The organism is Mycobacterium sp. IS-1590, assembly GCF_001500025.1.
Classification (GTDB): domain Bacteria; phylum Actinomycetota; class Actinomycetes; order Mycobacteriales; family Mycobacteriaceae; genus Mycobacterium.
In genome coordinates, this window is sequence record NZ_LQIW01000045.1 from 261,238 (window position 1) to 276,183 (window position 14,946).

Sequence of the window (14,946 nt, forward strand, 5' to 3'; positions counted from 1 at the left end):
CTCACTGTGACGGACCGTCCCTATTAACCGGTCGGTTGGGAGACACGATACTGTTCACGACGTTGGCCAGTTCACGGCCGTCCCACAGCCGGCGGCAGTTGTCCAGACCGTGCTCCAGATACCTGCGCATGGTGTCGGCGGTGTACCAGGTGACGTGTGGGGTGAGCACGACGTTGTCGAGTCCGAGCAGCGGGTCGTCGACCGGTACGGGCTCGGTGGCGAAGACGTCGAGGCCCGCGCCGGCCAGCCTCCCCGAGCGCAGCGCTTCGACGAGTGCGGGCTCGTCGACGATGGGTCCGCGGCTGGTGTTGACCAGGACCGCGCCGGACTTCATCCGGTCCAGCGCGGCGGGGTCGATCAAGCCCGCTGTCGCGTCGGTCAGCGGTAGATGCAGCGAGACGATGTCACTGGCGGCCAGCAGATCGGGCAAGGCACGCCAGCCGGGATGGCCGTCGTCACGCGTACTGGTGTGCAGGACCTCGGCACCCATCGCCTGCACGATCCGCTCGACCCTCGTTGCGACGTTGCCGTAGCCGACCAAACCCACCGTGCAGCCCCCGATGTCGCGCACGGTCTCACCCAGGCTCGGGTCGGACGGCCACCCCCGTCCCCGGCGAGTGGCTTGGTCGAGTTCGGTCAGCCTGCGCAGGACTGCCAGCATCAGCAACACCGCGCCCTCGGCGACCGACGGTGCGTTGGCCCCTGGCATGTTGGCCACCGCGATGCCCAGATCGGTCGCTCTGCCCACGTCGATGGTGTTGACCCCGGCGCCCATCTTGTGCACCAGCAGGCAACGCTCTGCTGTGGCGAGATCGTCTCCGGAGATCGGCCGGAGCACATGCCAGATCACATCGGCCTCGGGGAGCTCACGGTAGAAGGTTGCGTCGTCGTCTTCCGCGCAGTAGCGGATGTCGAGCCAATCAGATTGCGGTGCAACGAAATCAATGGCCTTCGGGCCGGGCGTGAAGTGTGCCAGAACCCTCAGCGGTGAGCGCCCGCGCGACGACTCGACCTCTAACGCCACCGCTTCGCGATCCACTTGGCGATGGTATCGGCTTGTTCGCTGCGGGCCCCGGGAGTGGTGAAGTAGTGGTCGGTATCGATCGAGGACTGGGTCTTATCCGTGCCGGCAAGCGCGTCGAAGATGTGCTGGGCGTCCGACGGGAACACGCCGGTGTCCTGGTCGGCGCTGATCACCAGCGCCGGACACGTGATTCGGTTGAGGTGCGGTTCGGCGCGGGTTTGGGCGTATCGCAGGCTCCACATGCCGATCCAGTTGCGCAATGTGCAGGCCGCGGCGATACCGCGGGCAGATCTGTTGGCCTGCACCGGCACTCCGGCATAACACATGTTCGCGGGTCGTTTGGTCGGCTCCAGGGTGGGATCGACCATGCGCGGGTCTGCCCATGTCCGCAACACCGAGAACGGGCGGTCGGAGAAACCCGCCTTGCGCACATGTTCGAGTTCGGCCTCGGCCCAGTCTGTGATCGCGTGGTTTCGTGCGATCTGGGCGGCCCGGTACCGTTCGACGAACTCGGCCGAGAACGGTGGGCCGTTCTTCTCGTCGAAGAGATCGAGATCGGGATCGCATGCGACGGCGTCGGTTTCGTCGACAACCGACGCGTCCATCCAGGCGGTGAGCACGTCGGGGCGGCCGGGATGCGCTGCGGTCGAGACATACCCGTCGGCGGCGGGCAGGTCGGTCAGGCCCGCCGCGGGACGCATTCCCGGAAGCGGTGTGACGTGTGGGTCCACGGCCTGCGCCTGGTACGCCGCCATCAGCGAACCACCTCCAGAGTTTCCCAACAGCACAACGGTTTCCACGTCCTGAACCTCGCGCAGCCACCGCACCCCGACGCCAATGTCCACCAGCGCGTGGTCGAGCAGGAAGCTGCTCTCGAACCCGCGATAGCGGGTGTTCCAGCCGAGGAAGCCGATACCTCGGGTGGCCATGTAATCGGCGAGATAATGCTCGGAGAAGTCGATCTGGTAGTGCGCGGCGATCATCGCGATCTTCGGTTTGCGACCGACCCCGCGGTGATAGAGGCCCTGGCACGGATGTCCGCCCGCACCCGCCCGCCGGGCCGTGGGGGAGTCGAGGCCGACGAACTCACGAGTGACACCCGGCGTTGCGGTGGTCGACGGTGTCCTGCTCATTCGAGCTGCCCCCCATCCGCCCAAAGTGTAAGGGCTGCAGGATGTTCAGCGATCTTGATGATCGGTCTGACCGGCAGCGGGACGTGCGGGACGATCGTCATAGCGGTGCCGGTCCGTTCGTCATTGCTCGCGATTGCCCCTGATGCTAAATTCGATTTGCGTTTCTGGCCAGAGATTCGCGCTAGGAGGCGCCCCATGATCAGGCCCGACAATCCCAACACCGAGTTCGAACTCGGCGGCATCAACCACGTCGCGCTGGTGTGCTCGGATATGGCGAAAACCGTCGATTTCTACAGCAACATCCTCGGCATGCCGTTGATCAAGTCGCTCGATCTGCCGGGAGGCATGGGCCAGCACTTCTTCTTCGACGCCGGCAACGGCGACTGCGTCGCGTTCTTCTGGTTCGCCGACGCACCGGACCGGGTCGCGGGTATCTCCTCGCCCGAGGCCATTCCGGGAATCGGGGACATCGTCAGCGCCGTCAGCACGATGAACCATCTGGCTTTTCACGTGCCCGCCGAGAAATTCGACGAATACCGGCAGCGACTCAAGGCCAAGGGTGTGCGGGTCGGTCCGGTGCTCAATCACGACGACAGCGAGGCCCAGGTTTCGCCGACGGTGCACCCCGGTGTGTATGTCAGGTCGTTCTACTTCCTCGACCCGGATGGCATCACACTCGAATTCGCCTGCTGGACAAAGGAATTTGGCGAGAGTGACACGAGGGCTACGCCGAGAACCGCAGCAGATCGCCGACCGAGGGTGACCGTCTGAGCAGCTCAGACGTCATTCGTCGGCGCTCCCGAGATCGCGTTGATGTTGGCCGCGAGTCGGTCGATGAGTTGGTCGGCGTTTAGATCCAAGCGGCCCGCCAGCCAGGTGCTGATCGTCTGGCCCACGCCGCCGACTGCGAAATGCGCCGTCGCTTCGTCGAGTTCGGCGGCATACGGACCCACCGCACCCACGTGCTGCAGCAGCAACTGTGCGAACAGGGCCGTGGACTCCACACGCTTGCGCATGATGACCGTATTCGACAGCTGAACGCTGAACACCAGGCGACCCACGCGCTGATCTGCGGCGATGGTGTGCACGATGTTCGCCATCGCCGCACGGGGCTGCTCGCGGGGTGGCGCCGCCGCGACCGCCGCCTGGGTTGTCGCCGCGATATCGGCGATCACCCAGTCATAGACCTGGGCGGCGAAGTCGTCCTTGTCGTGAAACGTCTCGTAGAAGTAGCGGACACCGAGGCCAGCCTTGGCGCAGATGGCCCGCACCGTCAACTCCGCGAGGTCCTCCGGGCCCGCGCCGAGCAGCTCGAGTCCCGCGTCGAGCAGGCGCAGCCGGCGCTGTGCCAGGCGTTGGGCCGCGTCGACGCCGCGGTAGGGGCGGACCTGTGCCATGACCGCCATCTTGACACCCCGCGCCGAGCGGGGGCAATATCAGGAAACATCCGTTCTCACATTTGCGATAGGGGTTCCCCGATGGCTTCCCAGGCGATCGACCACGTCGGAAGACCGGTCAACGACGCACCCCTGCCGGGGCACAAGCTGCGTCGAAACGTCGCGCCCCAGGACGCCATGCTCGGGATCGGCCTGCTGTCAGGACCGGCCAACGTGATCATGGAACTCTCGCGGCCCGGTGTCGGATACGGCGTCAAGGACAGCCGCGTCGAAAGTGGCCGCGCGGACCGACACCCGATCAAGCGGGCGCGCACGACGTTCACATACCTCGCCGTCGCCCTCGCGGGCACCGACGAACAGAAGGCCACGTACCGGCGTGCGGTCAACCGGTCACACCGCGAGGTGTACTCGCTGCCGGACAGCCCGGTCGAGTACAACGCCTTCGACAAGGACCTGCAGCTGTGGGTGGCGGCCTGCCTGTACAAGGGCTTCGTCGACGTGTACCGGGTCTTCGTCGGCGAGATGGACGACGAATCGGCCGACCGCCACTACCGCGACGGTGCGGCGCTGGGCACCACGCTGCAGGTGCCTGCCCAGATGTGGCCCGCCGACCGCAAGGCCTTCGACGAGTACTGGCAGCAGTCGCTGGACAAGGTCCACATCGACGACGCGGTGCGGGAGTACCTCTGGCCCATCGCGGCAGGCCGGCTCGGCAATTTGAAGGTTCCGGCTTGGCTGCAGAAGCGCACCGACGCGCTCAACCTCTTCATCACGACCGGCTTCCTGCCCCAGCGATTCCGGGACGAGATGCGACTGCCGTGGGACGCGACGAAACAGCGCCGATTCAACCGGGTGATGACCGTGCTGGGCCGCATCAACAACGTGATGCCGCGGTTCGTCCGGCAGTTCCCGTTCAACGTGCTGCTCAAAGACCTCGACTGGCGCGTACGCACGGGTCGCCCGCTGGTGTAGTCAGTCCGGCTATTGCGCTCTAGTGTGCACTCAGATCGGAGAACAGCGCGGTAGGCACCGAAAAGACGATCTGACCGCACACTAGAGGCCGTCGAATGTTGGGGTGGCCTGTCAGCGTGCTGTCAGAATCGCGGCGTACAAAGAGGTGCATGCGTAGCGACGACGACACCTGGGACATCACCACCAGTGTCGGCTCCACCGCGTTGTTCGTCGCCGCTGCCCGTGCGCTGGAGGCGCAGAAGCCCGACCCGATCGCTGTCGACCCCTTCGCCGAGACCTTCTGTCGCGCGGTGGGGGGTGACTGGGCGGACCTGCTCGACGGGGCGGCGCCCGACCATCCCCTGCGAACCGACGACTTCGGCGCGGCCTTCGTCGACTTCCAGGCTGTCCGCACCAAGTACTTCGACGACTACGTTCGCGCCGCCGCCGACGCCGGAGTCCGGCAAATCGCGCTGCTGGCCGCGGGCTTGGATTCGCGGGCGTACCGCTTGAACTGGCCCGACGGCACCGTGGTGTTCGAGTTGGACCAGCCGCGGGTGCTCGAGTTCAAACGGCAGGCCCTCAACGCGCACATCCCGCGGGCCGAACGCCGCGAGGTCCCGGTCGATCTGCGTGATGACTGGCCCCGAGCACTGCGCGCCAACGGGTTCGACCCGAACGAGCCATCCGCCTGGATCGCCGAGGGCCTATTGATCTACTTGCCGGCCGGCGCCCAGCGCGAGCTGTTCACCGGAATCGACTCGCTGGCCGCCGCCGGCAGCCACGCCGCCGTGGAGGAGGCGGCACCGATGGACGCGGCTGCCTTCGAGGCGAAGAGGGAAGAAGAGCGGTCCTCCGGGGACGAGGACGCGTTCTTCAATCTCGTCTACAACCAACAGCACGCACCTGCCGCCCAGTGGTTCGGCGCACGCGGCTGGCGCGCCGAGGCCGTCACCCTCGAGGACTGGTTGCGCAGAAACGGCCGACCGGTGCCCGAGCGGGGGTCGGAGGCGGCGACGATGACGGGGACTATAAGCCTGGTGAGCGCCGTCAAGGCGTGAGCTTGTTCACCCGCTGGGCGGTAACGGTGCGTCTGTACAAGTTAGCTTAGTCAATGCTAACTTCGGGCGGAAAGTTAGCCTGCCATCACTACGGGGAGATCACGGCGCGTGCCGCTACAAACCGATTTTGCTGCGACTTCGCGCGTCGACCACGACGTGGTGAGTCGGTTCGCCACGTGTTGCCGGGCCCTCGGGCTCTCGGTGCACGATCGTCGACGCCCGCCGGATCCGGCGGCGGCCCGCTCCGGTTTCACCGAACTGACTCGCATCGCTCGCGAACAGTGCGATGCGTGGACAGGCCTGGCCGCTGCGGGGGACACCAGCGCCAGGGTGCTCGAGGCCGTTTGGCAGACCGTCGCCACGGCGGGCGTCCTGCAGCGCCACGTACAGCTGACCGAAGGTGACCTGGCCTTCACCTACGACACCGGGCTCTACTTGAAGTTCTCGGCGTCGACACCCGACGACTTCCAGCTGGCCTACGCCGTCACGCTGTGCGATGCCGGCGACTACGTCGGCGCGGACGAACTCGTCGAGCCGTTGATCACCCGCCGCCCCAGCTGGTTGGACGCGCGGTGGGTGCGGATCGCGATGTACTACCGTGCCGAGCGCTGGTCGGACGTGGTTCGACTGATCACTCCGATCGTCAACGACACGCGGCTGGACCAGACCTACGCACACGCGGCACGCGTCGCGCTCGGCACGTCGCTGGCCCGCCTGGGCATGTACGCACCCGCACTGTCGTACCTTGAAGACCCCTCCGGCCCAGTCGATGTCGCCACCGTCGACGGCACGCTCGTCAAGGCACTGTGCCTGCGCGCGCAGGGTGAAGAGCTCGACGCGGCCGACGTGCTCGCCGAGCTATACGCCGCCAACCCGGAAAACGAGCAGGTCGAGATCGCCCTGTCGGACACTTCGTACGGCATCGTGACGACCACCGCCGCGCGCATCGAAGGCCGCTCCGATCCGTGGGATCCCGCCACCGAGCCGAGCGAGTCCGAGTTCGTCGACCCCGGCGCCAAGGAGCGCAAGGCGCACCTGCTGATCGAAGCCGAGGCCGAGCTCGCCGAGTTCATCGGCTTGGAAGAGGTCAAGTATCAGGTTGCGCGACTGAAGAGTTCGGTCGCGATGGCGATCCGGCGCCAAGAACGTGGCCTGACCGTGGCGCAGCGCACCAACCACCTGGTGTTCGCGGGCCCGCCCGGTACCGGTAAGACGACCATCGCGCGCGTCGTCGCCAAAATCTATTGCGGTCTGGGCATTCTCAAGAAGGAGACGGTCCGCGAGGTGCACCGGGCCGACCTGATCGGTCAGCACATCGGCGAGACCGAGGCCAAGACCAACGCGATCATCGACAGCGCGCTCGACGGTGTGCTGTTCCTCGACGAGGCCTATGCGCTGGTCTCGACCGGCGCCAAGAACGACTTCGGCCTGGTCGCGATCGACACGCTACTGGCGCGCATGGAGAACGACCGCGAGCGGTTGGTCGTCATCGTCGCCGGCTACCGCAAGGATCTCGACGCGTTCCTCGACACCAACGAGGGTCTGCGGTCCCGCTTCACGCGCAGTATTGAATTCCCTTCGTACACATCGCATGAACTCGTCGAGATCGCGGTCCGGATGGCCGAGAAGCGCGACAGCGTCTTCGAACCGGCGGCGCTCGCCCACATGGAATCGCTGTTCGCTCAATTGGCGGCGGCGACGACGCCGGACGCTGCCGGCGTGGAGAGGCGCAACCTCGACATCGCCGGCAACGGCCGTTTCGTCCGCAACCTGGTCGAGCGTTCCGAGGAGGAGCGCGAGTACCGACTCGATCACTCCGACACCGAAGACTTCACAGATGACGAGCTGATGACCATCACCGACGAAGACGTCACCAAATCCGCCATTCCGCTGCTGCGTGGCCTCGGTCTGACGGTGCCCGAATGAGCACACCGGACAACTCGGATCGCCGCGCGTTCGCCTCGCGCACACCGGACAACGAGAACCCCGACCGGGTCGTGTACCGCCGCGGGTTCGTCACCCGCCATCAGGTGACCGGATGGCGCTTCATCATGCGGCGCATCGCATCAGGCGTCGCGTTGCACGACACCCGCATGCTCGTCGATCCGCTTCGCACCCAAGCCCGTTCGGTGCTCGTGGGCGCGCTGGTGTTGATCACCGTCATGGCAGGCTGTTTCGTGTTCTCGCTGATCCGGCCCGGTGGTGTCGCCGGCAACGACGCGATACTGGCCGATCGCACCACCTCGGCGCTCTACGTCCGCCTCGGTGAGCAGCTGCACCCGGTGCTGAACCTGACGTCCGCTCGCCTGATCGCCGGCCGGGCGGACAACCCGTCGCAGGTCAAGACCAGCGAGATCGACCAGTTCCCCCGGGGCAACCTGATCGGGATCCCAGGTGCACCCGAGCGCATGGTGCAGAACACCGCCCGTGACGCCGATTGGACGGTGTGCGACGGGGTTTCGGGTCCTGCCGTCGGCGTCACGATGATCGCGGGTCCGCTGAGCAACGGCGGCGAGCGCGCGGCGCAGCTGCCCGACGACAAGGCGATCCTGGTCTCCAACCCGAGCGGTCCCAATGCGGGCACCTGGCTGTTGTGGAACGGTCGCCGAAGCTCGATCGACATGAACGACCGCGCGGTCACCAGTGCACTCGGCCTGGGTACCTCAGGTGCCGACGCGCGCCCCATCGCGCCGGGCTTGTTCAATGCGGTACCCGAAGCTCCCGCGCTGATCCCGCCGGTCATCCCGGGCGCCGGCGAACCACCGCGATACCCCTTGCCGACGCCCGCGCCGGTCGGCGCGGTTGTCACCGCATTCGCCACCGACAACACCCTGCGCCACTACGCGGTGCTCAGTGAGGGGCTGCAGCCGGTTTCGCCGGTCATCGCCGCGATCATGCGCAATGCGAACTCGTACGGGCTCGACCAACCGCCGCGATTGGGCGCCGACGACATCGCACGGCTGCCCATCGCGGACGTCATCGACACCGATGCCTATCCCGCGGAACCGATTTCGCTCGTCGACGCCGCGGACGCGCCGTTGACGTGCGCCCAGTGGAAGCGTCCCGCCGATGCCACGAGCGCGACACTGGATCTGCGTTCGGGTGTCACGTTGCCGGTGCCCGATCAGCTGCGCCCCGTGCCGCTGGTCGGAGCGGGTTCCGGCACGACGGCGAACCAGGTCGTGCTGACTCCCGGGCGCGGCTACCTGGTCCAGACCGTCGGGCAGGACGGCGGCGGTGCGTCGACGTCACCCGTGGGTGGCGCCACCTTCTGGCTCAGCGACGTGGGGGTCCGCTACGGCCTCGACACCGACGGTGACGAGAACGCCATCTCCGCGCTGGGTCTCACCCCACCCGCCCTTCCGATTCCATGGTCGATGCTGAGCCAGTTCGCGCCCGGCCCGACGCTGTCGCGAGGCGATGCGTTGCTGGCCCATGACGCCCTGGCCGCCGACCCCCGCCCCGCTGTCGTGAGGGAGACGCCGTAATGAGTCGGCTCATATTCGAGGCGCGCCGCCGCATCCCGGTGCCGACGACGCGCAAAGGCACCATCACCATCGAACCGCCGCCGGAGCTGCCGCGGGTGATACCGCCGTCGCTGCTGCGCCGGGTGCTGCCGTTTCTGATCGTCATCCTGATCGTCGGCATGATCGTGGCGTTGTTCGCCACCGGAATGCGGCTGATCTCGCCGACGACGCTGTTCTTTCCGTTCGTCCTGTTGCTGGCCGCGACCGCGCTCTACCGCGGCACCGACAACAAGATGCGTACCGAGGAGGTCGACGCCGAACGGGCCGACTATCTGCGCTACCTCTCGGTGGTGCGGGACAACGTGCGCGCACATGCCGCCGAACAGCGCGCGTCGTTGGAGTGGTCGCATCCGGATCCGGGCCTGCTCATCGATGTGCCCGGCACCCGCAGGCAGTGGGAGCGCGATCCGCACGACCCCGACTTCCTGGTCGTGCGCACCGGACTGCACGACGCCCCGCTGAACGCCGCGCTGCGGGTGAAGGACAGCGCCGACGAGGTCGACCTGGAACCGGTGTCGCACAGCGCGTTACGCGCCCTGCTCGACGTGCAGCGGACGGTGCGGGCCGCGCCGACCGGTATCGACCTGGGCAAGGTCTCGCGCATCACGGTGCTCGGCGAGCCCGACGAGGTTCGCGGCGCGCTGCGGGCCTGGATCGCCCAGGCCGTCACCTGGCACGACCCCGCCGTGCTCGGCGTCGCGCTGCTGGCGCCGGACATCGAGAGCGACGACTGGTCGTGGCTGAAGTGGCTGCCGCACAACGACATTCCCGGTGCGGTCGACGGTGCCGGCCCCGCCCGCTACCTGTCGTCCGACATCGTTGAACTGCGCTCGCAGCTGGCCTCCGCGCTCGATGACCGGTCCCCGTTCGGCAGCGACGACGACGCCGAGGTCAAGCACCTGCTCATCGTCGTCGACGATCCCGACGTGGACACCACCGCGCTGGTCCCGCGCGGCGGTTTGGCCGGTGTGACGCTGGTCCAACGCGTCGCCGAGCCGCCGCACCGTGAGCAGTACCCCGATCCGGAACGGCCGGCCCTGCAGCTGACCGACGGAAAACTGCAGCGCTGGCAGACCGGGGGCTGGCAGCCCTACGTCGACGCCGCCGATCAGCTCGACGTCGCGACCGCGCGCCACATCGCCCGCCGCTTGTCGAAGTGGGATTCGAACCCGAGCCATGCGCGCACCGGCAGCACCGGTGTCGCGACCTTCTCAACGCTGCTCGGCATTCCGGACGCCGCGGCGCTGGACGTGGCGAGCCTGTGGGCGCCGCGGGCACGCGCCGACGAACTGCGGGTGCCCATCGGCGTCACCGCCACCGGTGAGCCGCTGATCTTCGACCTCAAGGACGAGGCCGAAGGCGGTATGGGTCCGCACGGCCTGATGATCGGTATGACCGGCTCGGGCAAGTCGCAGACGTTGATGTCGATCCTGTTGTCGCTGTTGACGACCCACTCGGCCGACAGGCTGATCGTGATCTACGCCGACTTCAAGGGTGAGGCGGGAGCCGACATCTTCCGTGACTTCCCGCAGGTGGTGGCCGTCATCTCGAACATGGCCGAGAAGCGCTCGCTTGCCGACCGATTCGCCGACACGCTGCGCGGCGAGGTGGCACGACGCGAGCAACTGCTGATGGAGGCCGGCCGCCGGGTCCAGGGCAGTGCGTTCAACTCGGTGCTCGAATACGAGCTGGCCATCGCGGCCGGTCACGACCTGCCGCCGCTGCCCACGCTGCTGGTGGTCGCCGACGAGTTCTCGCTGATGCTCTCCGATCATCCCGAGTACGCCGACCTGTTCGACTATGTTGCGCGCAAGGGCCGTTCGTTCCGCATCCACATTCTGTTCGCGTCGCAGACGCTGGATGTCGGCCGGATCAAGGACATCGACAAGAACACCTCGTACCGGATCGGCCTCAAGGTGGCCAGCCCGTCCATCAGTCGCCAGATCATCGGTGTGGAGGACGCGTTCCACATCGAGGCCGGACCCGAGCACAAGGGCGAGGGATTCCTGGTGCCCGCGCCGGGCGCCATGCCGGTCAAGTTCCGCAGCACCTACGTCGACGGCATCTACGATCCGCCTCGGGCGGAGAGGTCGGTTGTGGTGCAATCGGTTCCGGTGCCGCAACCGTTCACCGCGGGTCACGTCGAAGCGCCTGCCGACACGGTCGTCGTTTCCGATCCCGCCGCTCACGAGGAGCGTCCGCCGCGCAAACTCGTCGCCACCATCGGTGACCAGCTGGCCCATTATGGTCCGAAGGCGCCGCCGCTGTGGCTGCCCCCGCTGGACGAGCCGATCCCACTCGACGAGCTGCTCGCCCGTGCCGACGTGGCCGAACGCGAATGGCGTTGGCCGCTCGGCGAGATCGACCGTCCGTTCTCGATGCGGCGCGATCCGTTGATCTTCGACGCCAGGTCCGCCGGTGCCAATCTGCTGATCCACGGTGGACCGAAGTCGGGCAAGACCACGGCGCTGCAGACGTTCATCCTGTCCGCGGCCGCTCTGCACTCACCGCGCGATGTGACGTTCTACTGCCTGGATTACGGCGGCGGTCAGCTGCGCCCGCTCGAAGACCTGGCCCACGTCGGCAGCATTGCCTCTCCGCTGGAGCCCGAGCGCATCCGGCGCACCTTCGGTGAGCTCGAGCAGTTGCTCCGCGCACGCCAGGCGCGGGGGCACTCGGGCAACGGTCAACGCGACGAATACGGCGAAGTGTTCCTGGTCATCGACAACCTCTACGCGTTCAGCCGGGACAACACCGACACCTTCAACACCCGAAACCCGTTGCTGTCGAAGGTCACCGAGCTGGTGAACACCGGTATGTCCTACGGCATCCACGTGGTCGTCACGACACCGAACTGGCTCGAGGTTCCGTTGGCCATGCGCGACGGCCTGGGGCTGCGTCTCGAACTGAAGTTGTCGGATCCACGGGACAGCAATGTGCGGGTCACCGGCGCGCTGCGCCGGCCCGCCGAAGCGGTGCCCGCCGATCAGCCCGGCCGCGGCCTGACCATGTCCGCCGAGCACTTCCTGTTCGCCGAGCCGGCGCTACGCGACATCAGGGTGATCAACGCCCGCCATCGCGGTGTCACCGCACCGCCGGTGCGGTTGTTGCCGCACGACCTCGCTCCCAGTGTGGTGGCCCCGCTGTATCCGGCACCGGAGCGGGTGGTCATCGGCCAACGCGAGGAGGACCTCGCGTCCGTGGCGATGGCGTTCGACCAGAACCCGTTGTTGATGGTGTTCGGTGACGCCAAGTCGGGCAAGTCGACGCTGCTGCGTCACGTGATTCGCACCATCCGGGAGAACTCCACCCCGGACCGCGTCGCGTTCACGGTGATCGACCGGCGCCTGCATCTGGTCGACGAGCCGTTGTTCCCGGACAACGAGTACACCCCGAACATCGACCGGATCACCCCGGCGATGCTGGGGCTGACCGCCCTGCTGGAGAAGCGCCGCCCACCTGCCGACCTGTCGCCGCAGGAGCTGAGCAGATGGAACTACCGGTCCGGCGAGGATGGCCACACCCACTACCTGATCATCGACGACGTCGACCAGATTCCGGACGCGCCCGCGGTCAGTGGGCCATTCGTCGGCCAGCGGCCGTGGACCGGGATCATCGGATTGCTGTCGCAGGCAAGCGAGCTGGGCCTGCGTGTCATCGTGACCGCACGGGCCACCGGTTCTGCGCACGCACTGATGACCGCACCTCTGCTGCGGCGACTCAACGAGTTGCAGGCGGCAATCCTCATGCTTTCGGGCAACCCGCAGGACAGCGGAAAGATCCGGGGACATCGCTTCCGTCGTCTGCCTGCGGGTCGCGCGATGCTGCTGGACGATGGCGATGCCCCCACGTTCCTGCAACTCGTCAACCCGTTCGCGGACGCGGTGGCGGGACATACCGGAAACAACGGCAACAGTGGAAGGGAGTTCAACTGATGACTCTTCGCGTCGTTCCCGAAGGCCTCGCCGCGGCGGCGTCCGCCGTCGAAGCGTTGACGGCCCGGTTGGCGGCGGCCCACGCCGCGGCCGCACCCGCGGTCACCGCCGTGATACCGCCCGCCGTCGACGCGGTGTCGATTCAGACCGCCGTCAGCTTGAGTGCCCATGGCGCACAACACAACACGATGGCCGCCCTCGGGGTGGAGGAGCTGGGTCGTTCCGGAGTGGGCGTCGGCCAGTCCGGTACGAGCTATGCCACCGGTGACGCGGCCGCCGCGGCGAGTTACCTGGTCGCCGGAGGCTGACTCGTGACGGCTCCCATCTGGATGGCTCTCCCCCCGGAGGTCCACTCGGCGATGCTGAGCAGCGGACCCGGTCCGGGTTCGCTGCTGGCGGCGGCGGGGGCATGGCAGTCGCTGGCGGCTGAATACTCCTCTGCGGCAGCCGAGTTGACCGCTGTGCTGGGTTCGGTGCAGGGCGGCGCATGGGAAGGGCCGAGTGCCGCCCAGTACGCGGCCGCGCATACGCCGTACCTCGCGTGGTTGGCGCAGGCCAGCGCGAACAGCGCGGCCGCAGCGGCGCAGCACGGCGCCGCCGCCGCGGCGTACACCACCGCGGTGGCGACCATGCCGACGATGGCCGAGCTGGCGCTCAACAAGTCCACCCACGCTGTGTTGCTCGCCACGAACTTCCTGGGTATCAACACGATTCCGATCGCGTTGAACGAGGCCGACTACGTGCGGATGTGGATCCAGGCCGCGACCACGATGAGTACTTATCAGGCGGTGTCGGGTGCCGCGGTGGCCGCGACGCCGGTCACGCCGCCGGCGCCGTTTGTGTTGAAGCCGGGGGTGGGTGAGGCGGGATCCGCGGCCGCCGACGTGCAGCAGGCAGCCGCGATGGCCACCGCCGCCGACTCCGGCGGGGCGCGCAACGTCGCCGACTCCATCGCGGACCTGTTGCGCGAGATCATGAGGTTCTTCGAGGACTTCTTCGAATCGATCCTCAACTTCGCGCGCCAGTTCTTCGGCAACGTCCTGGATGTCCTCAGCGACTTCCTGAACGGCTTCTTCGGGTGGCTCTTCAACCCGTCGTCGGGACTGATCCTGTTGTTCGTTCTCTATCAGGCGATCACGCAGCCGCTCGGCTGGACCACGTGGTCGTTGATCTTCAGCGCGCCGATCTGGTTGCCGCTGTTGATCGGTCTCATCGTCCAGTCGCAGACACCGGAGCCGGTTCCGGCCGCCGCCCCCGAGCCTGCGCCCGCCCCCGCACCTGCGCCCCTGCGGCCCGTCGCCGAGCCGCGCGCGGAGTCGCTTCCGCCGATAGCCACAGTGGCGCCGACGGTTCCGGCGGCTCCGGCCGCTCCCGCCGCGTCGGTGGCTGCGGGCGCAGCGCCCGCCGGCGCCGCCCCGGCACCCGCCGCGGCTCCGGTGGTTCCGTACGCGGTCGCCGGCCCAGACCCCGAAGACGGTGTCTCCCCGACCTTCCGCGAGGGCACCGGCTTGAAGGCGCCCGCATCGGACATCGCGGCGTCCGCCGCCGCGGCCGCGGCCGCGTCGTCGCTGGCCAAACGCAAGGCCCGCCGCAAGAAGCCGCAGCCGATCCACCAACGTCAGTACGCCGATGCCTACATGGATTACGAACCCGATGAGCCGGAGGATGCCGCCCCGCCGCGCGAAACGGTCCGGCGCCCGCATGTCGCCGCATCGGAGAAGGGCGCGGGCGCAGTGGGTTTCACCGGAGCAGCGAACCAGTCCGAAGCCGAGCAGGCCAGTGGGCTGACCGAACTCGCCGGTGATTCCTTCGGCGGCGGACCCACCGAACCCATGTTGCCCAGCGACTGGGATCGCGAGGGGGGAGAAAACGACTGAACCGAACTGACCGAAATACATTCCGCCGAACGACAATCCGA

Annotated in this window: 11 protein-coding genes; 8 read left to right on the forward strand and 3 right to left on the reverse strand. The window is 67.4% G+C overall.

Features of this window, described 5'->3' with window-relative positions; all coding sequences use genetic code 11:
• Position 1: 1 nt before the first annotated feature.
• Both AU197_RS20645 and AU197_RS20650 read right to left on the reverse strand, forming a co-directional pair.
• Positions 2-1,039, reverse strand: a complete 1,038-nt coding sequence (locus tag AU197_RS20645) for a 2-hydroxyacid dehydrogenase (protein WP_231745098.1) — start codon at positions 1,037-1,039, stop codon at positions 2-4.
• Positions 1,015-2,157: an alpha/beta hydrolase gene (locus AU197_RS20650; protein WP_064404925.1), complete on the reverse strand. Its 1,143-nt coding sequence runs from the start codon at positions 2,155-2,157 to the stop codon at positions 1,015-1,017. Before AU197_RS20650 ends, AU197_RS20645 begins: the two co-directional genes overlap by 25 nt.
• Before the next feature lie 195 nt (positions 2,158-2,352).
• On the opposite strand from AU197_RS20650, the gene AU197_RS20655 reads away from it, so the two are divergent.
• A complete protein-coding gene (locus tag AU197_RS20655; protein ID WP_064404927.1) occupies positions 2,353-2,928 on the forward strand; it encodes a VOC family protein in 576 nt (191 codons plus the stop codon).
• A gap of 5 nt (positions 2,929-2,933) precedes the next feature.
• Here AU197_RS20655 and AU197_RS20660 read toward each other — a convergent pair whose 3' ends face one another.
• Positions 2,934-3,554, reverse strand: coding sequence for a TetR/AcrR family transcriptional regulator (locus AU197_RS20660; protein ID WP_064405101.1), 621 nt, complete (start codon positions 3,552-3,554; stop codon positions 2,934-2,936).
• Between the two features lie 81 nt (positions 3,555-3,635).
• Here AU197_RS20660 and AU197_RS20665 point away from each other — a divergent pair, with 81 nt between their 5' ends.
• From AU197_RS20665 to AU197_RS20695, 7 genes are all read left to right on the forward strand, one after another.
• Positions 3,636-4,526: an oxygenase MpaB family protein gene (locus tag AU197_RS20665; protein ID WP_064404928.1), complete on the forward strand. Its 891-nt coding sequence runs from the start codon at positions 3,636-3,638 to the stop codon at positions 4,524-4,526.
• A 149-nt stretch (positions 4,527-4,675) separates the two neighbouring features.
• The gene (locus tag AU197_RS20670; protein ID WP_064404931.1) at positions 4,676-5,566 is read left to right on the forward strand and encodes an SAM-dependent methyltransferase; all 891 of its coding nucleotides are present in this window, start codon (positions 4,676-4,678) and stop codon (positions 5,564-5,566) included.
• 108 nt (positions 5,567-5,674) lie between these two features.
• Entirely contained in the window at positions 5,675-7,492 is a 1,818-nt protein-coding gene (gene eccA, locus AU197_RS20675) for a type VII secretion AAA-ATPase EccA (protein ID WP_286145566.1), read from the forward strand.
• A complete protein-coding gene (gene eccB / locus AU197_RS20680) occupies positions 7,489-9,054 on the forward strand; it encodes a type VII secretion protein EccB (RefSeq protein WP_064404934.1) in 1,566 nt (521 codons plus the stop codon). The genes eccA and eccB overlap by 4 nt, the downstream gene beginning before the upstream one ends.
• Positions 9,054-13,028 carry a type VII secretion protein EccCa gene (gene eccCa, locus AU197_RS20685; protein ID WP_064404935.1) on the forward strand — a complete coding sequence of 1,325 codons (3,975 nt, stop codon included), beginning with the start codon at positions 9,054-9,056 and terminating at the stop codon, positions 13,026-13,028. The genes eccB and eccCa overlap by 1 nt, the downstream gene beginning before the upstream one ends.
• Entirely contained in the window at positions 13,028-13,336 is a 309-nt protein-coding gene (locus AU197_RS20690) for a PE family protein (RefSeq protein ID WP_064404938.1), read from the forward strand. The genes eccCa and AU197_RS20690 overlap by 1 nt, the downstream gene beginning before the upstream one ends.
• Positions 13,337-13,339: 3 nt before the next feature.
• A complete protein-coding gene (locus AU197_RS20695; protein WP_156434498.1) occupies positions 13,340-14,905 on the forward strand; it encodes a PPE family protein in 1,566 nt (521 codons plus the stop codon).
• Positions 14,906-14,946: the final 41 nt, after the last annotated feature.

Excerpts from the sequence above, each read along its gene's own strand:
- AU197_RS20670 (WP_064404931.1), top strand. The coding sequence starts at position 4,676 with ATGCGTAGCGACGACGACACCTGGGACATCACCACCAGTGTCGGCTCC.
- AU197_RS20690 (WP_064404938.1), top strand. The coding sequence starts at position 13,028 with ATGACTCTTCGCGTCGTTCCCGAAGGCCTCGCCGCGGCGGCGTCCGCC.
- AU197_RS20665 (WP_064404928.1), top strand. The coding sequence starts at position 3,636 with ATGGCTTCCCAGGCGATCGACCACGTCGGAAGACCGGTCAACGACGCA.
- AU197_RS20655 (WP_064404927.1), top strand. The coding sequence starts at position 2,353 with ATGATCAGGCCCGACAATCCCAACACCGAGTTCGAACTCGGCGGCATC.
- eccCa (WP_064404935.1), top strand. The coding sequence starts at position 9,054 with ATGAGTCGGCTCATATTCGAGGCGCGCCGCCGCATCCCGGTGCCGACG.
- eccB (WP_064404934.1), top strand. The coding sequence starts at position 7,489 with ATGAGCACACCGGACAACTCGGATCGCCGCGCGTTCGCCTCGCGCACA.
- AU197_RS20660 (WP_064405101.1), bottom strand. The coding sequence starts at position 3,554 with ATGGCACAGGTCCGCCCCTACCGCGGCGTCGACGCGGCCCAACGCCTG.
- AU197_RS20650 (WP_064404925.1), bottom strand. The coding sequence starts at position 2,157 with ATGAGCAGGACACCGTCGACCACCGCAACGCCGGGTGTCACTCGTGAG.